The organism is Streptomyces pathocidini (genome assembly GCF_001418495.1).
Lineage (GTDB): Bacteria > Actinomycetota > Actinomycetes > Streptomycetales > Streptomycetaceae > Streptomyces > Streptomyces pathocidini.
The window spans coordinates 1-16,906 of record NZ_LIQY01000155.1 but is presented as its reverse complement, the minus strand read 5'-3'; the positions used below and the strand labels follow the sequence as shown (position 1 = coordinate 16,906).

The 16,906-nt window shown below is 67.0% G+C and carries 18 protein-coding genes; 10 read left to right on the top strand and 8 right to left on the bottom strand.

Annotation, left to right across the window (positions count from 1 at the left end):
• A partial coding sequence (locus tag AOK16_RS09555; protein WP_157859163.1) for an ABC transporter permease subunit occupies positions 1–369 on the top strand: 369 nt, incomplete at its 5' end.
• A gap of 31 nt (positions 370–400) precedes the next feature.
• On the opposite strand, the gene AOK16_RS09550 is transcribed toward AOK16_RS09555, so the two are convergent.
• Positions 401–916, bottom strand: a complete 516-nt coding sequence (locus AOK16_RS09550; protein WP_240483490.1) for a hypothetical protein — start codon at positions 914–916, stop codon at positions 401–403.
• Positions 917–1,327: 411 nt separating this feature from the next.
• Positions 1,328–2,749 (bottom strand): ATP-binding protein, encoded by a 1,422-nt coding sequence (locus tag AOK16_RS09545; protein WP_055471814.1) that lies wholly within the window; start codon positions 2,747–2,749, stop codon positions 1,328–1,330.
• Between the two features lie 80 nt (positions 2,750–2,829).
• Here AOK16_RS09545 and AOK16_RS27125 point away from each other — a divergent pair, with 80 nt between their 5' ends.
• The 4 genes from AOK16_RS27125 (at position 2,830) to AOK16_RS09530 (ending at position 5,200) form a co-directional block, all read left to right on the top strand.
• Positions 2,830–3,219: a hypothetical protein gene (locus AOK16_RS27125; RefSeq protein WP_157859162.1), complete on the top strand. Its 390-nt coding sequence runs from the start codon at positions 2,830–2,832 to the stop codon at positions 3,217–3,219.
• Positions 3,220–3,350: 131 nt separating this feature from the next.
• Complete coding sequence (locus tag AOK16_RS29220; RefSeq protein ID WP_157859161.1) at positions 3,351–3,767, top strand: hypothetical protein; 417 nt, start codon at positions 3,351–3,353, stop codon at positions 3,765–3,767.
• Between the two features lie 479 nt (positions 3,768–4,246).
• On the top strand, positions 4,247–4,843 hold the full coding sequence (locus tag AOK16_RS09535) for a restriction endonuclease (protein ID WP_398718246.1): 597 nt from the start codon (positions 4,247–4,249) through the stop codon (positions 4,841–4,843).
• A 144-nt stretch (positions 4,844–4,987) separates the two neighbouring features.
• Positions 4,988–5,200 carry a hypothetical protein gene (locus tag AOK16_RS09530; RefSeq protein WP_240483491.1) on the top strand — a complete coding sequence of 71 codons (213 nt, stop codon included), beginning with the start codon at positions 4,988–4,990 and terminating at the stop codon, positions 5,198–5,200.
• Positions 5,201–5,691: 491 nt separating this feature from the next.
• On the opposite strand, the gene AOK16_RS09525 is transcribed toward AOK16_RS09530, so the two are convergent.
• From AOK16_RS09525 to AOK16_RS09510, 4 genes are all read right to left on the bottom strand, one after another.
• Positions 5,692–6,372, bottom strand: a complete 681-nt coding sequence (locus tag AOK16_RS09525) for a DUF6009 family protein (RefSeq protein WP_055471811.1) — start codon at positions 6,370–6,372, stop codon at positions 5,692–5,694.
• 55 nt (positions 6,373–6,427) lie between these two features.
• On the bottom strand, positions 6,428–8,866 hold the full coding sequence (locus AOK16_RS09520; protein WP_055471810.1) for a UvrD-helicase domain-containing protein: 2,439 nt from the start codon (positions 8,864–8,866) through the stop codon (positions 6,428–6,430).
• Positions 8,867–9,232: 366 nt separating this feature from the next.
• Entirely contained in the window at positions 9,233–10,405 is a 1,173-nt protein-coding gene (locus AOK16_RS09515) for a serine hydrolase domain-containing protein (protein ID WP_055471809.1), read from the bottom strand.
• A gap of 72 nt (positions 10,406–10,477) precedes the next feature.
• A complete protein-coding gene (locus AOK16_RS09510) occupies positions 10,478–11,821 on the bottom strand; it encodes an NsdA family TPR-like regulatory protein (protein ID WP_055471808.1) in 1,344 nt (447 codons plus the stop codon).
• Between the two features lie 252 nt (positions 11,822–12,073).
• On the opposite strand from AOK16_RS09510, the gene AOK16_RS09505 reads away from it, so the two are divergent.
• The 5 genes from AOK16_RS09505 to AOK16_RS09485 all read left to right on the top strand — a co-directional run bounded on the left by AOK16_RS09505 (position 12,074) and on the right by AOK16_RS09485 (position 15,270).
• Positions 12,074–12,565 carry an ATP-binding protein gene (locus AOK16_RS09505; RefSeq protein ID WP_055471807.1) on the top strand — a complete coding sequence of 164 codons (492 nt, stop codon included), beginning with the start codon at positions 12,074–12,076 and terminating at the stop codon, positions 12,563–12,565.
• A gap of 176 nt (positions 12,566–12,741) precedes the next feature.
• On the top strand, positions 12,742–12,882 hold the full coding sequence (locus tag AOK16_RS28105) for a hypothetical protein (protein WP_240483488.1): 141 nt from the start codon (positions 12,742–12,744) through the stop codon (positions 12,880–12,882).
• A gap of 147 nt (positions 12,883–13,029) precedes the next feature.
• Entirely contained in the window at positions 13,030–13,197 is a 168-nt protein-coding gene (locus AOK16_RS27440) for a hypothetical protein (protein ID WP_167307964.1), read from the top strand.
• A gap of 85 nt (positions 13,198–13,282) precedes the next feature.
• The gene (locus AOK16_RS09490; protein ID WP_055471804.1) at positions 13,283–14,479 is read left to right on the top strand and encodes a JmjC domain-containing protein; all 1,197 of its coding nucleotides are present in this window, start codon (positions 13,283–13,285) and stop codon (positions 14,477–14,479) included.
• The gene (locus AOK16_RS09485; RefSeq protein ID WP_055471803.1) at positions 14,413–15,270 is read left to right on the top strand and encodes an aldo/keto reductase; all 858 of its coding nucleotides are present in this window, start codon (positions 14,413–14,415) and stop codon (positions 15,268–15,270) included. The genes AOK16_RS09490 and AOK16_RS09485 overlap by 67 nt, the downstream gene beginning before the upstream one ends.
• Here the strand turns inward: AOK16_RS09485 and AOK16_RS09480 are convergent.
• Together AOK16_RS09480 and AOK16_RS09475 are read right to left on the bottom strand one after the other, a co-directional pair.
• On the bottom strand, positions 15,258–16,115 hold the full coding sequence (locus AOK16_RS09480; RefSeq protein WP_055471802.1) for a hypothetical protein: 858 nt from the start codon (positions 16,113–16,115) through the stop codon (positions 15,258–15,260). The genes AOK16_RS09485 and AOK16_RS09480 overlap by 13 nt on opposite strands.
• A 108-nt stretch (positions 16,116–16,223) precedes the next feature.
• Positions 16,224–16,823, bottom strand: a complete 600-nt coding sequence (locus AOK16_RS09475) for a hypothetical protein (protein ID WP_055471801.1) — start codon at positions 16,821–16,823, stop codon at positions 16,224–16,226.
• Positions 16,824–16,906: the final 83 nt, after the last annotated feature.

The following is a 16,906-nucleotide window of genomic DNA, read 5'->3' as shown; positions in this document are numbered from 1 at the left end:
ACCGACCTGCTCGCCGCCGCCCGCCTGGACGGCTGCACGGAGTGGCAGGTCTTCGCGCGGATCGCGCTGCCGTTGGCCCGGCCCGTGGTGGCGCTGGTCGGCTTCTTCAGCTTCGTCGGCAACTGGAACAACTTCTTCCTCCCGTTCGTGATGCTGCCGGACAGCGCGCAGTACCCGGCCCAGGTGGGCCTCAACAACCTCCTGACAGCCTCGGCCGTCTTCAACCCCTCAGCAGGCACCGGCTCCCAGATCCTCCGCCCCGAACTGGCCCTGGCAGCCCTACTGACCATCCTCCCGGTCCTCCTGGTCTTCCTCTTCTCCCAACGAGCCCTGGTATCAGGAATGTTGTCGGGAGCGTCGAAGGAGTGAGGGGGCCGGGGGCGCCTAGCGGGGGCGTACTTCAGGCTTGCCCGTAGAGGGCCGCCAGGTCGATCAGTCGGACGTCCGGATCGGCTGCCGCCACGGCGTGCGCCTTGTCGTTGAATCCAGCTCCGCTGAAGCAGATGAGTCGTGTGGCGCTCGTGTCGTAGCGTCCGGCCTGTGTGACAAGGTCGCGGATGTGCCGGAGGCGGTCGATGTGGGCCATGCCCATGGTGTTGTTCCAGTTGGCCTCCCCGATGGCCAGGAGTGGCGGCTTGGCGCCGTCGGCGATACCGATGACCGCCACGTCGACCTCATGGCCGGTGCGGGTCTTGGGGTCGTGGACGGTGCCATGTCCGACGCGGGCGGGTAGCCCGCCCAGGAGTGCGGGGTCGGCGTGATGGAGGGCCCAGTCACGGCAGACCTGTTCGAAATGGGGCCCGAGGACGTTGCTGACGAAGCGACGACGACTGGCCTGCCAGACCCGTGGCGCGCTGCCGGGGCGTTCGAGTCGGTCCCAGACCGGGCGCATGATGGCGTGGTAGAAGCCGATCAAGGGTTCGGCGATGCGGTAGGTGGGCCGGTTGTCGCGGAAGGCGTCGGCGTCTCGGTGCAGCAGCCCGGCGTCTTTCCAGGACGTTGATGGGGTGCGCGATGTCGGTGGCTTTGCGTTCCAGATAGCCGGCCATGCCTCCGCGTGTGGCGTTGCCGTCGGCGACGGCGCCCAGGACGGACAGGTACAGGGCGGTGTCGCGAAGATCGGGCTCCCCGAGGGTCGCACCGGGCTGCGGATCGCTGATGAACCGGCTCAGCGCGGACCACTCAAAATCCCGGTCGAACATCTCGGCAGGCTTGTCCACGCCTCTCCCTGGTCTGGATATAGAAGTACACCTACATAAAACACACTCCTGCTTTAGCTCCCGTGGGCCTGCACAGCGAGCCGCGCAGGCGTAAGCCGATGCCCCTGTCACGCCCTGCGCCAAGCGCCGAGCAGTTCCCCGGGGCCGTACGCGGCCTGGAGGCCGGAGCAGGTGACGCCGTTGCGCGAGACCGCCACGAGCGGTACCGGCTCGTCGGTGATCGCGGCGCGGTGCTTCTGCAGCGCGGCCAGGTCGTGGCGGTCGAACACGGAGTTCTCCAGCCACTTGACCGAACCGAGGAAGAGCAACTCCTTGGCCACCGGCTGCCGGTCGGCGCCCACCACGTCGATCTCGACGTCGTTGCTGCGGGTCCAGTACCCGCCGATCGCCGGGGTGGCGGGCAGGAGCCCGTCCGGCAGGAGGCGGGCGAGGGATTCCCGGACGAGGGGTTCGATCGCGCGCCCCCGCCAGCTCGTCCACTGCTCCTTGATCCGGCTCAGTGTGAGGTCTCCCCGCATGCGCTCGATCTCCGCCATGTGCGGATCCAGGAACGCGAGCCAGAACCGGAGGTATGGATCGGCCACGCGGTAGCGGCGTTCCTTCGACGGCCTCAGTGAAAGGGGCAGCTCGGCTGCCACGACCCGTTTCTCGGTCAGGACGTCGGTGGCTCGCGTGAGAGTGGTGTGGGCGATGCCGCCGGCCGCGCGCGCGATGTTGGTGAAGGTCCTCTCCCCGCTTCCGATGGCCCGCAGGACTTCCCGGCTCATCGCCTGCGGCGGGAACTCCGCGGCCAGTGACCGCTCGGCGGAGACCAGCAGCGCCGAGATCGGGTTGTCGAGCGAGTCGCGGAGGAACTCCCAGACGTCGGCTCCGGGCCGCCACTCCGCGCAGATCAGCGGGAGACCGCCCGTGATCAGGGCGGCGTCGAAGGCGGCCGCCGGCTCAAGCCCGAGCATCTCGCCGATGTCGGCCGGGTTCAGTGGCCCCACGACCATTTCCCGGCCGCGCTGATGGAAGGGGCGGTCGTAGCTGTTCAGCGCCTCCATCATCGACAGGTCGGAGCCGACCAGGAGGAGGAGTACGGGTTTGCGGCTGAGCATGCGGTCCCATGCCCGCTGGAGCATGCCCTCGAAGGCGTCGATGCGGTCCATGAGGTAGGGGACCTCGTCGATGACGACCACGCTTGGGCTGTCGTCGGGAAGGATCTCCGCGAGCAGCCTGAATGCCGCGTTCCACTGCTCTGGGGCCTCCTCCGAGAACAGTTCCCGCTCCGGCAGGGTGGATCTGGCGACTGTGTCGAGCAACTCGGTCAGCTCGTCCTCCGCCGTGCCGCCCGCCGCGGTGAAGAACAGGTACGGCACTTCGGTGCGCTGGAGAAATTCCTCGACGAGGCTGGACTTGCCGACCCGCCTCCTTCCCCGCATGAGGATGCACTGCCCCGGTCTCGCAGACCCGACAGCGCCGCGAACCGCCCGCAAGGCGTCGCCGAGCACGCTCAGCTCGCAGTCCCGCCCGATGAAGCGCCGCACGATGAGCCTCCCACCAAAGATGGTATCGACAGAGATAGTATCGCCACCGATACCATTCTGCCCACCCAGGTGGGATGCTCATGCCGCTGGTGGATGCGGGCGAGAGTGAAAGCGGGCCCGTCACCCCGAAGGTGGCACCAGGCTTCGAGGCAGGGCGGATCGAGCATGAAGGCGGCTGCGCAAGGGGTCCGGTTTCCCGAGGCCATTCCGTCATGGAAACGGGAGGTAGAACGATGTTTAATCGCGCCGCCGTCACCTTGTTCGCTGTCGCCTTGGTGGTCTGTTCCTGCTCGTCCTCAAAAGCCGGACGCGAGGTCTCTAAAAAACAGGCGCGAGAGACATTGGAAAAGATTGTCAAGGCCGCACAAGAGAGTCCTCCTTCGCTTTGCAGTGAACTGTCGTTCAATCAGGATGCATGCCGTGAGGAGCTGCGAGTCTCCCGGGCTGGCTGCCTAAGCGCCGACCCGTGACGGCCTCAGTTGCCGCTTCGGCGGCTGCCTTGGCGTCCCTGTTCGCGGCAATGATAGAGCGGCGGGCCGCCGGGCTGACGTGTAAGCCATGGCTGCGTACGTGCGGGCCTGAGCTGCCGATGCGGAGGCTGGTGGCCGAACGGGTAGCCGCCATCGCAGCATTGTTTGCGGATTTCGCTGCACTTCTGGCTTGGCGGGCCGATTCCGCCGCGCGCTTCGCCGATGTGTCGGCTTCCTGCGCGGACTTCAGAGCGTCGTCGCGAGAGCTTGGACGGCGCAGCGCACGCCGCCTCCGGGTGGCTGTCCGCGGCTTCGACCGTGGCGAGATCGCCGAGGACGACCGTGCGCTGCTTGTCCGATTCGGACGGCAGGTTGTCGAGAACCTCCTGAAGAGTCTGGCGGCTTGTGGCAGGTGCCCGGCCTTCAGCTGCGTGTTCCCGGTCTACGACTACTGGTCGCTCTTCGGTGTCTTGCGCGCTCCATGGCCGGAGATCGCTCGCGTCATCGAGGGAGAGGGGGAGGCGACGCGCTCGGTCCTGGCGGCGTAGCAGTTGTGTGCAGCGCTCGTTCTCGGCCCAAGCCTCGAAACGGCTGAAGCTGGTAGGTCGAGCCGCTAAACGCGCAGGTCGAACGGCGGGCAACGGATGGGGTGCGGGGTTCTTCTGGCCGAAAACCCATCACTCCTGGTGATCGACTTCTTACATTCTGTCGGTGGTGCGTGCTGTCATACACGACGGGCGCGGGGATGCATCAACGGCCTTGGACAGAGGGGGAATTCCTTCATGGCGGTTCAGCTTGCGGACCACGTTCGGGGTGACGTCCCGGTGTGGGCGCAGACACGGTGGCACGTGGGATCAGCCACGGCAGGCGGTGCCAAGTACACGGCACACCTGTCCACTTCCTCCACCTCGGCGCAGCTGGGCGGGACTTGATGAGCCGTCGCCCGATAAGGCGCTCTGCTCGACGCCGACCGGTTCGCCGATCCAAGAAGCAGGACGAGCAGGTCGCCCTGGTCGTGGGTGTGGTCGTGACGGTCGGCTTGCTCGCCGCCGCCGTGCAGTGGCTGCTCACGCACTGGTGGGTCCTCGTCATCGTCACCGTGGCCGCCTCGGCTGCGGGTGGCCTCTGGTACCAGAAGGCGCAGCAGCGGGCAGTTTGGGCTCGCGTACGCGCCCAAGCCCTGCGGCTGCGGATTGCCGAGCTCGACGCACTGGATCACCGTGCATTCGAGTTCGCTGTACGGGACCTGATGCGCCGCGACGGCTGCAAGGCAGAGCAGCTCGGAGGTGCTGGCGACAACGCTTGCGACGTGCGCGCCGTCGACCCCGCCGGTCGCGTCTGGGCGATCCAGTGCAAGCACCGCCGTGACGGGGACCGTGGTGCCGCGGTCGGTGTCGGGGTGCTGCAGCAGGTCAACGGCACTGCACGCCAGATCCACGGGGCGGACGTCGCGGTCGTCCTCACCAACGGCCGCTTCTCCTCCAAAGCGATCCCCTGGGGTAAGCAGCACCGAATCCACCTCGTCGACCGCCGAATGCTCGGCGAGTGGGCCGCAGGATCCCGCCCCTTGTGGGACCTGCTCGACCCCATCCCACCGCCACGCCGGCCGACTGCTCTGTCCTGACGTGGCAGGTGCCTGGCAAATCCAGCCCAAGACCAGCGCTTTGTTGCCAATCACTGGTGACCGAACCATTTCACCGCCCAGTTCGGACTATGCAGGAAGGCTGGAATGTCCGTTGTCTTGCCTGACAGGAGGGCTGGCAGGGTGATTCTGACCATCAACGTGGCGGTCCTGCTGGCTGTCGTCATCGTCCTGCGACTACGCCGACGCACACAGGCCCGAAGCCGGTTGGACGAGAAGCTGACCGTGATCGTGGTGCTGGTGTTCGGCGTGCTCATCGCTCCGACCAGTTTCGGGCAGGGCGTCTTGAACATCGTGGGCCAACTCACACGGAGCGTCACGCAGTCCGGCAGTCCGTGAGCCTCTCGGCCCGTGGGGCCCTGAATCGTGTTTCGTGTCGGACCAACCTTTGACCGCCTCCAGCTTGGGGAGTGGCTGCTTCTGGCCGACGTCGCGCAACGGGTCGGCGGTCTCGTCTGGGAGGTGGCCAAGGCCGACACCGACCACGATCCGGGCAGCCCTGCCGAGGCGCGTTGAGACCGCAGATGAGACTGCGAACGTCGAAGGGCCCCACTGCGAACAGTGGGGCCCTTCGACATCGTGCCCGGTGAGGCACTGGCGGAGGATACGAGATTCGAACTCGTGAGGGGTTGCCCCCAACACGCTTTCCAAATGTTCGTCTGGGTGTCCAGCGAGAGCCAGGAGCGTTCTGACCTGCGGCGGAGCGGCTCTCTGGACAGGCGGTGGACGGCGCGGGACGGGGGTGAATGCAACCAAAACTGCAACCACGGATCGGATCGTTCTGCCTGATCACCAGCTCGGAGTGACGGCCTTAACCACTGCTGCTTCGGTCATTGCTCGTTCGTAGAGGGCGGCTGCTCCGGGAGCGTGGTCTGCCGGGCCACGGCATCGGCGATGGCCGCTATCAGCTCCTCGTTGTTGGCCCACAGCCAGCGCTTGAGCTCCTCGCCGATAGCAACCCCAAGGGTTTCCGGCACGCTCACCTCGTGCAGGTATAGCCAGTCGGCGAAGGCTTTCGTCACGCCCTGCTCAACAGCACGCGTCTCCTTGAAGGAGGCCGCTGCCGATTGCGATGGCCCAGGCTGGTCCGACTGGCGTACGCGTCCCTTCGCTTCTGGCTGTGTGGCGGACACCGGTGTGTCCGACGGGACAGGCAGTGGGCCACCCCAGGCCCGTTCTGTGACCTCACCCCAGACTCCGGGGGCGACGGTTCGGGGGTCCACGCCCTCGCTTGGAGTGGCGGTCTTGTAGACCCCGTCGGAGCGTTCGGAGCGGTCGTGCTCCTTGACCCAGAAGATTCGTCTGGTGAACCTGCCAGCCGAGTCGTTGCTCGGGGCGTCACGCTTGAGGGTCGCGTAACCGACTCGGCGACCGGCTCCGTGCCAGGGAACCGGGCGTGCCCGTGTGCCGGCCTCGGTGGTAAGGGTCTCGCGCACGTAGTCGAATCCGTCGATGTCCTCTGTCCAGACGATGCGTTCCTCGTGCTGGATGTCGTCTGGGTCCTTGCTCATTGGATTCTCCCCGGGTGTCTGTTCGTCGCGGTCGGGATCTCGGGAAACCACGGCGTCACGGCTTTTGATTCCGGCCTGCGCCGCGTAGATGCTGGCGGAACTGGTCACGCAACTGTCGGAGCGGAGCGTCGCCGCCGAGCCGTCGGAGAAACTCACCCACCTCCCACGTGATCAGGCCGCCCTGGCGGGAAAGGTAGAGGCCGACGTGGTCGATGCCGTACTGGTCGTCGTAGTCGAGGAGCAGGTACCCGGCGACCTGGTAGATCTCGTCGCGCCCCAAACGGCGAGGATCTTTGGTGGCTTTGCAGTCCAGCAGGAGGCCGCCGAGGATGTAGTCGGCGTCGGCTCCACCGATGTCGCCGCTGCCGCTGAACACCGGGCCGCAGACGCGAGCCTTGGACGGCAGACTGCGGAAACCGGCGAAGGGGCTGGTGGCGAGCTGCATCTGCTGGCCGATGTCGTCGAGTACGTACGTCGGGACAGCACCTGTGAGATCGTCCAGGTTGGTCGCGGGGGTGGCCCCAGCAAGCATGCTGAACCGGCGGATCTGACCGGTACGGGCGATGTCCTCGAAGAACCCGGCGACGAAGCACAGCCGGGTTAGTGCGTCATCGTCCATGCTTGCCGGGGCAGCGAGGTAGGCGTCGACGGTGGCCAGGAGCTGCTGTCCCGCAGAGTGCAGGGCCTTCCGGCTCTCCGGCCCGGGTGCTCCGCGAAGAGACTCAGCACCGTCCAAGGCCCAGACGCCGAGGGACACGGCGGCACCGAGCTGTCCACCGAGCGACAGACGCAGTCGGTAGTCGATGGCGTGGCCGAGCGCCGACCAGTTCGGATGTTGTACGTCGATGGGCTGGACGGGCTGCGGAAGGCGAGCGATGCGGCCCAGGTAGTCGCGCACGAGGTTTTCGCTGTAAGGGAGGCGGTGCGCCATGAACTGCGAGATGGGTGAGGTGTCGTACTTCAATTGTCCGGTCAGGCTCAGCTCGATCATCGGTCGCCCGGCCACGGTGCCGTCCCGGCCCGCGTCGGCCATGGAGGTCTCGTACGCGTCGATCCAGGCGATCTCGTCGATATCCAACTCATGGCGGGCACGGGTGACCGCGACGTAGATCAGGCGTGCCTCGCTGGAGTTCAGCGAACGTTGCAGGCCGTCATCGTCGACAGAGGGCGCCATGAAGCCCTTGCCGATCCGGACCGAAGGCCACTCACGGCCTTTGGCCTTGTGCGCGGTGGAAACGGTGACCTTCGCGTCTTGTTCGGGGCAGAGCCGGTCCACCGCGGAGATGATCTGGTCCGGGCCGTAGGTGTCCACCAGCTGGACGATGGCTTTGAGGTCCTGGGCCGCCTTGTCCTGCTCGGCGTACTCCTGTACCTCGCCCCAGGAGCTGAACAAAAACAGCTCGGGGTGGCTGGTGCGCTTTCCGGCCTTCAGCTCCATGGCGGCATTCGCGATGCGCTGGAGCGCACTCCCGCCGCCGGTCAGCGCCACTGGGACACCCAGCTCCAAGAAGGCCAGGACTTCTTGCATGGCATCGGCGTTACCCCTGCACAGCACTGCGTCCGGGTGCGCCAGCTTGTCGACGCGGGAAGAGTTGGGGCCGTGCCCAGCCAGCTGCATCTCGGACTCGGCGTGCCTGAGCCAGCGGTTGGCCACCGTGGCGATCGCCGGACCGAAGCGGAAGGACTGGGTCAGGTGAAGGTGATCGGCCGGAAAGCCGGTCATCACGTCCCGCGCACTGCGCCATCCGTAGATCTGCTGGGCCGGGTCACCGACACAGATCCGCTGCGCCTCCTGGGCGAGGAAGACCTCCTCCAGGACGGGGTTGGTGTCCTGGGCTTCGTCGAGCAAGACGAAGTCGGCGGGCAGCACCGGCTCGGTCATCGCCCACAACTTCATGTAGTGATCGTGCTCGAACCGCAGTTTGCCCGCGACGGAGCAGATGTCCTGCCAGGCTCGATGCGCGTAGGGCAGCAGAGTGCGAGCGAGGAACTCCTGCGCATGGCCGTCGAGGCCGTTGACCCACTCCATGTGGCGGGCCATGACCTGTCGGTCGGTCGTGTAGCAGAACCTCCGGATCATGCCCATCACGAGGCGTGCCTGGTGATTGACCTTGATACGACGGGAGTTGACGTCCAGGTCGCGGGTGATGCCCAGCATCTGGGCGGTGTGTCTGGCGGGGATGCGCGCCGAGTTGTTGAGGCGCTCGCGGTAGTGATGTCCCACGGTCTGGAAGGCGAGGGAATGCGCGGTACGGCATTCCACGTTCGGCCCGAAACGTCCGCGTGCGTCGTCAGCGATCGACCGGTTGAAGGCGACGTACATCCCCTTTTTGCGGGTCGCGGAGCCCATAAGGATCAGCGTGGACGTCTTGCCGGTCCCGGCCCCGGCGACCAGCGCCAGATCCCGTCCCGAGGCGAATAACTCGCGGGCAGCCTGCTGTTCTTGGGTCGGCGCAATGGCCACAGGAGTCCTCTCTGGGAAGCGCGGCTTCATGTGCCGCAGCCTGCAGGCTGCCCTCTTTCGTGACCAACCGTCAATATGGTCTTACGTTCGGTGCCCGGAAGCGTGATGGGTGTGTCTTGTGGGTGAAGGCTGCGGTAGGAGGGCGGGATCTGCTGGCCTACCGGGAGCTGTGGGGCCTTTGCGGCGGGCCGTTCACTGAGTCGTTCAGGGTTCCCTTGGGGGTAGGCCACTTGGTGGCATGCTTCCTCACGCTGCGGACGGTGCCGAGTGCCGCATTGCCGTCGAAGACCACGCTGGGGCTTGCCTCAGAAGTGGTGACTGCCCTCATTGAGTCGCGCTGCGGGGTCGAAACGGCCGATCGTCACACCACTCGCTCGAAGTGGTCAGGGCGTCGCCCTACCCCAAGGACCTTCGCACCGCGCCAACCAGCGAAGCCGCACGCACATCATCGGCCCCTCCCATGATGTTGTTCATCACGTAGCCGAAGGCGACACCGTGCTCCAGGTCGGCGAAGCCGAGTGAACCGCCTCGTCCCGTGTGGCCGAAGGCACTTGGGCCGGTCATGGGGTTAGCTTCGGTGGGCAGCATGTATCCGGTGCTGAATCGGCTCGGGATCAGCATCACCTGGTCCTTCCCGCCGGCCTGCTCGTTGGTCGCCGAAGCCAGGGCCTCCGAGGTGAGGAGGCGGACACCGTCCACCTCGCCGATCAGCGCGGCGTACATGCGCGCCAGTCCGCGTGCGGTGCCGATGCCGTTGGAGGCGGGGAGTTCCGCTGCCTGCACATCGGGTGAGTCGAAGTCGATCGCGGCGGGGTCGGTGACCGCGTATGCCTTGTTGCTGAGCGAGTTCGGGTCCCGCCAGGCGGCAACCTGTTCGCGGAGTTCCTCAGGGACCGACTCGGCAGGCACGGTGGTGAGGTCGATGGCCGGTCGCTGGTACACCATGCGGCTGACCCGGTCGCGTTGTTCCGCTGGCAGTCCGATGAAGAAGTCCAGTCCGAGGGGGGCGGCGATCTCGTCGGCGAAGAAGCGGCCCGGCGTCTGGCCGGATACCCGGCGGATCACTTCGCCGACGAGCCAGCCCCAGGTACGGCCGTGGTATCCGTGCGCCGTGCCCGGAGTCCACTGGGGACGCTGAGCAGCCAATGCGGCCGCCATCGGATGCCAGGCCAACGCCTCGTTCAGCGGGACGGGCTGGTCTAGTGTGATCAAGCCGGCTTGGTGGGACAGCAGCCAGCGCACCGAGATGTCCGCCTTGCCGTTCGCGGCGAACTCCGGCCAGTACTTCGCCACCGGCGCGTCCAGGTCTAGCGCACCGCGCTCGGCCAGCATGTGTGCCGCGGTCGTGGTGGCCCCCTTGGTCGCTGAGTAGACGAGTTGGAGTGTGTCCCGCGTCCACGGACGACCGGTCTCGGGGTCGGCGACGCCTCCCCACAGGTCCACCACCGGTCGGCCGTACTGGTAGACGCACACCGCCGCGCCGATGTCCCCGTGCTCGGAGAAGTTCGCCGCGAACGCCTCCCGCACCGGTTCGAACCCAGCCGCGACCTCACCGTGGATCGTCGTCATGCCGTCCATCCTGGCATTGCAGCAGCCTGCTCTGACGAGGCGGGCTCCGTCTCGCAATCCGAGAGGCGACGGTCACGCCGCGACGGGCACAGCCTGAAGCCGCTCGCGGAACTCACGGACAGCGGGGACGGACTTGCGCGGTTCGAGGTGTGCGGAGAACTCCTTCAGGCGGTCCAACGCCCGTACGGAACTGACACTGCTCTCCAGGAGTTCGGTGCCGTAGTTCGCGGCGTCGAGCGCCCCGTCCAGGTCGCCGCCGGCGAGCCGGGCTTCAGCCAGGCGGCTGGAGCGTACGGCCTTGTCCCGAGGAGCCGCGCTCTTCACGGAGGTCTCCAGGGAACTCGTAGCGCGCTCCACCTGCCCGGACCGCAGCAGGACCTTGCCCTCGGTCGACTTCAGCTGGGCCTCGCCGAACCAGTTGAGCCAGTCCGGGTTTTCCTCCGTCGTGTGGTGCTCCCAGTGGGACACGGCGCGGTTGAGCGCTGTACCGGCTTTCGCGTGGTCGCCGTCGCGGGACAGCGCCTCGGCCTTGTGCAGGTAGAGGAAGGACTGGGTGTACGGCGACAGCGTACGAGGGGCGTTGTCGATGGCGGTCGAGATGAGGTCAACGCGCTCGGCGGTCCGTCCGGCTTCGGAGACGTGAACGCCCATCTCCGCGAGGATGAAGGCACCAAACGCGTCGTCTCCAGCGGTACGGGCGCTGCGCAGAGCGCCGACGTAGTAGCGCTGGCCAGCGGACCGCAGCCCCGCGTCGTAGGCCATCCAGCCGGTCAGGTGCGACACCCGGGCCGCCAGGGCGTAGAGGCGGAGCCGGATGCTCTCCGTGTACCTGCCAGTGATCAGCAGGCCGGTGACCAGGGCGAGATCGCCGTGTGCCTGCTCCAGGAGCGTGGTGCCGCCAAGTTGGTCGTCGAGGGTGCGGAGCGTGCTGATGCGCTGCTCGATCGTCGAGACCATGGTGTCCGTGACCTGATCCCGGCCCAGGGCCGAGGCGAAGGCGGACGGCGCGTCCACCCAGCTCGCCGCGAGGCCCGTCAGGGCGGTGCCGGTGATAGTGAGATAGCCCCGGCGGTCCATGCGGCCACTCTCCACGAGTTCGGACAACGCCTCAACGGTACCGGCCTCCGTCCATGGGGCGGTGAGTCCCGTGACTTCCCAGACCGGCAGCCACCGGGGCCAACCTTCCTTCCGGGCCTGCTCGTACGGGACTCTCAGCAGGTCGGCGAGTACTCGCTGGGCGTCCGCGTCCGGCTCCTGGCCCTGCTCCCACTTCCATACGGTGGTCCGGTTGGTCGCGAGCGGGATGCCGAGCGTCCGCCCGTGCGCCTGCATGAGCCGGGCGAACTCGGCCTTCCCCCAACCGCGCGTTTGGCGGAGGAAGCTCAGCGGGTGGCCCGCCAACGGCTCACCAGGCATGTCATCACTCCCGTCATCCCCTCACGGCGTAGTGGGGAGGCTACTTCGCGTCGCCGCGTACGGGGAGGGCGTCCCCAGGAGGAACCCCCTAGAAACGTTCCGCCTTGCTGGCTGGGGCCGTTGACTGAATATCAGCCGTCCACGGAGCCCACGCAGGGTGACCGCTCCCGGAGCGGTTCTCAGATCGGCGGCTCCGCCCCTGTTTCCCCGTCGGGGACGGAGCCGCTCTCCAACTCCTCGGAGGCGTACGCCATGTCCACGCTCGTCCATCGGTTCGTCCTCGCGAGTGAGGAAAGGGAAGTTTCCCTTGCCCGGCGCAAGGTCGTCGACAAGGTGCGGGCATGGGGTGTGCCGTTGAACGACGACACGGCTGACGCGATTCGTCTTGTCGCCTCCGAACTCATCACCAACGCTGTGATCCATGGGGAAGGACCCGTCACCGTCGCGCTGTACCACCGGCCTGGCCGCCTGGTGATCGACGTGCTTGATGACGATCCTGCTGCTCCGCAGGCGAGTTGTGCCCAGTCCGACGACGAGAGCGGGCGCGGCCTGGCACTGGTTGAGCTTCTCGCTTCGCGGTGTGCCTGGGAGCCCGCCGGCCAGGGGAAACGCGTATGGGCGGAGATCACCCTTCCCAAGGCGGCGCCCGCCATCCGAGCAGCTGTTCTGCGCAGGCTGTTCGCGCTACGGCCGAAGCGCGGCGTAGTGGCCGGGCCCGAGTCGCTCACCCTGGCGGTCGCGTGAAGGGACGGCACGCCTTACGAGCGAATCCGCTTTCTGATCCCGACGCGGTCTTCCGGCCCACTCGCCGGGACATCGACCCCGTCACCAGGGAGCCCACTGACTACGCGCTATGGGATCGCCACGAATGGCTGGCGTGCGGCGAGTGCTGGCTGTGGTGCGGACGTGACGACGTCGAGGTGACGTGGATCGGGCCCGTCCGGTCGAGCGGCATGCACGCGGCCCTCTACGCCTGTCGTGCCTGCCTGTACGAGCTGGACCAGCGCGTTCTGGAGATCAACATGCGCGAGGGCGCCGGCGGTCTTCCGAACCACCGCTGACGCGCCCTGTCCCTGGTGCCGAACTGCCGTTCATCGCACGCCCAATGACTGCCGCCCCACGGCAAGCCACATCTCCCACGGCCGTGGTGCGGCCATCGACCTCCCGTCGGAGCTCTGACGGGAGAAGTGAAGAGGAAGGAGTTCGAGGTGGCAGAGCCCACGACACCGCCTCCGGCCCGAAGTGGCCTGCTGGTGGCGGTGCAAGAACTGACCGCGGTCCACGACCGGTACGACAGCCTCCGGTCGGACAACCAGGGTAGTTCCGGCGACGCGCCGTGGCCGGGTGGCGACGGCAACCTGCACGACAGCGAGTAGGCACCAAGCGGTGGGGGCCGACGTGGTTGGCCGCGCCGGCCCCCACCGTCTCCGCATCAGTGGTCGAACCCATGGAGGAGGCACGATGGAACATCGGTTGATCAGCGCCATCGAGGCAGCGCTCGGCTGGAGTGGAGCCGAGGAACTAGGCAAGGGCTTCGTACGCGGGAGCATGGACGACCCCGCACTCGTCTCCCGCATCATGACCCCGAACCGCCTGCTCGACGTCGCGATGCGCAGGAGCCTGAACCGCCCGCAGTTCCGGTGCTTCCAGAAGGGCGAGGAGGTCCATCCGGCCATCTACTACACCGACAGCGTCAGCCCCCGGGGCCAGAGCATCTCCATGGTCAACATGCGCAGCCTGGGCAGGCTCCTGGGCGAAGGCGCGACGGTGATCATGGACCAGGCCAACGTGTTCGATCCGACGATGGAGGTCGCGTGCCGGGCCCTGCAGTGGTGGTCCCGTGAGCGGGTCCAGGTCAACGCGTACCTGACGACGAACGACGCCTCCGGCTTCCCCCTGCACTGGGACGACCACGATGTCGTCATCGTCCAGCTCGCTGGTGAGAAGGAGTGGGAGGTGCGCGCGGCCTCCCGCGCGGTCCCGATGTACCGGGACGCCGACCCCAACAGCACTCCGAGCGACGAGATCATCTGGTCCGGTCTGATGCGGACCGGCGACGTCATGCACATTCCGCGGGGCCACTGGCACCAGGCGACACGAACCGGCAGCGGCTCCGGCAAGAGCCTCCACGTCACGTTCGGCATCACCAAGCGCACAGGTGCGAGCTGGCTCGCGTGGCTGGCCGACTGGTGCCGCGAGCACGAGATCTTCCGCCACGACCTCGACCGCTCGCAGGGAACCGGCACCGACGCCCTGACCGAGGCCGCCGCCCAGCTGGTCAGCGAGCGTCCGCCAGCCGACCTCTTTGACGCGTACGAGCAGGCGACGACCCTGCCTCGGCACGTGCCGTTCCTCGACATACTCGGGGCGCTCGACGCCGTGGTGTGCACCACTCATTTCCCGCCCCAGATCCAGGAGCACGGAGAGACCGTCGACGTGGTGGCCTCAGGGAAGAAGCTCACCCTCGCGGCCAAGGCACTGCCCGCCCTGCGTCTGCTGCTGAGCGGCAGGCCGGTCGAGCTGGAACAGGCCGCGGCCGTTGCCGGGGCCGAAGTGACGGAGGTCGCCGAGATCCTGGTGAAGGAGGAGCTGTGCGCGGTGCTGACCCCCGAGTTGTTCTCGGGCTACACCGATCTCGTCACGAGCGCCGGCTCCTGACCGGGGCGCTCGACCTCGGCGTCACGGCACTCGACACCAGCACCAACTACCTCGGCTTCCGATCGCATCAGGTCCTGGCGCAGACGGCCGGCGACGTGCTGTCGAAGTTCACCGTCTCCACGAAGGTGGGCTATTTTCCGGCACCGGGCGGGTCGGAGCACTCCTTGGACCCCCTGCGGCTGCACGCGGCCGTGGAACAGGCGGCCGAGGACCTGGGGCGTGAGCCGGACCTGGTGTTCCTGCACAACCCGGAACACTCGCTCCGCGAGGCCGGCCCGCATGGCCAGGAGGTGCTGACCGAAGCGTGCGCAGCTCTCGATGACGCTACGGGCAAGGGCTTGTGCGCCGCCTGGGGCATCGCCTCCTGGGATCCATCATCCCTGGTGGGACTGATCGGCCCGACCGTACCGAGGCCAGCGACCCTCATGGTCCGCGCCGGCCTTCTGGTCGGAATCAGAACGCTGGATGCCGCAGACGCCCTCATCAGGGCATGGGACCTGGACCCCAGCGAGGTATGGGGCATGAGCCCCTTCGGGGGCAGCACCAGCGACGTGGTGTGGGCCAAGATCGACCCCCGTGTCTTCCTCGGTGGCAACCGTCAACTCTCGTGCGTGCAAGCGGCGTTCATAGCCGCCTATCACCTGCCGAGGGTCGACACTGTGGCTGTGGGCACTGATGAGCCCGCCCACCTGGGCGAACTCGTCGGCGCCCTGGGCGGCGAGGTCGAGAAAGGAACGATCCAGGAGTACCGCAGTCTCCTGCGGGACCGTTTACGCGATCAGCTGTTCTGAAGCTCCTTGATGACCTGTTCGGCCATGCGCCGGGCGGGTTCCAGCCGAGGGTCTTCCGGGTGCGCGTACGGCCCGAGGATCTTCGAGCAGGCAAACAGCGTCATCACCTTGCCGTCCTGGCTCTCGAAGTCGGACCGGCGCTCGTGCCATACGCGATCGGCCAGAGCCGGGACAGCAAGGGAACTCGCCCACAGCGAGGCCGAGTCCAGCCCCAGCGGCGCGCTACCCCAGTCCTCCCAGTCGAAGAGACTGAACACTGGAGCGGTCATGTTGGCCCAGTTCAGGTCCGCGTGGGCCGGCACCCACTGCTCCACGGTCGTATCGAAATCGCCGGAGAAAACACCGCGGATGGACTCGGTGACCAGGGCCTGGGTGATGGTGTCGGTGTCCGGCGTGGCGACCCGGCTCGTGCTCTGGGCCGCCAGCGCGTCCAACGACGCGTTCAATGCCTCCCACCAGTCATCCGGCAGCTCCGGGGCCTCGCTCAGGATGGCGTTTCCGACAGGAGCCCCTGGCAGAAGCTCGGTTTCGTCGGCTCGCCACAGCACCGGCCCGTCCGTGGCCCGCCAGACCACACATCCGTGCCATTCGGGCTGGGCGATGCCCTTCAGACGGGCGGCACTTTCAGTCCCGTTCCACCCCTGGTCGGAGATCTTGTCGAGCAGGCGCCGCTCGATCCGCACCCAGGTCCCGCGGTCGGTTCTGGCCCCCACAGACCTGCGCTTGCGCACCATCGTGTCCGAGAGCAGCCCCACTTGGAGAGACCGCTCGACGCGATCAAGAACCTCGTCTACCGGCTGCACGCGTAGGTCGACAGCCTGACCCGTTGAGACCGAGAGCGTCATGGACGCGACCGTAGCAGTCGTGCGGTGCTCAGCCGAGTCCGCGCCAGGTTTGACCAGCGGGCTTGGATTCCTTGTCGAAGATCTACCGGCTGGGTTCTCTCCGAGCCCCTATCGCATGCCTTCAGCGCACGTGGCTACTGCTTTCGATAGGCCGATGAAGTCGGTCTTCAGGGGGCCGAGTTGCTCCAGGCTGGACAGCCTGATGGTCTTCTGGCTCGGACACCGTTCGTCCAGGACCCGGGTGGGCAGGACGTAGAAGGTCCACTGGTCGAGATCCAGGGGATCCAGTGTCTGCTTGTCCTGGTGGTGCAGCAGGCAGAAGACGTACACGTCTGAGCGGCGCAGCACTTCGGCCGAGGTGGTGCCCGTCTGAGCGTCCCAGCCCGAGGCCGGTGAGATGTCGAAGGAGATCTTCGACAGCGCGGACTGCGCCCACGACTGCAGATACGCCGTCGATTTCACCTCGATGCGCCACTGCTCCGGCGTACGGAGGTCAACTGTGTCCCATTCGGTGCGGGTGCCGGTGGCGGCTCCCAGCGCTGTGGCCACGAGGTACTCGGCCAAGACACCACGCATGGTGTTGTTGGCCAGGTCGGAGCACGCCCAGCTCCAGAAGTCACCGAGCCTGCCGACTGTTTCACCGTTGGCCTGTATTGGCTCATTGCCGCTGCGGCGAGTGATGACCTGCGGACCAAGGTCTGTACTCATGCTCTTCTCCTGACGATCTGTGGGCGGCTGGTACTCAGCCTGACAGCAGGTACAGACAGCGGTGTTGGGCGCTGCGCGCAGCG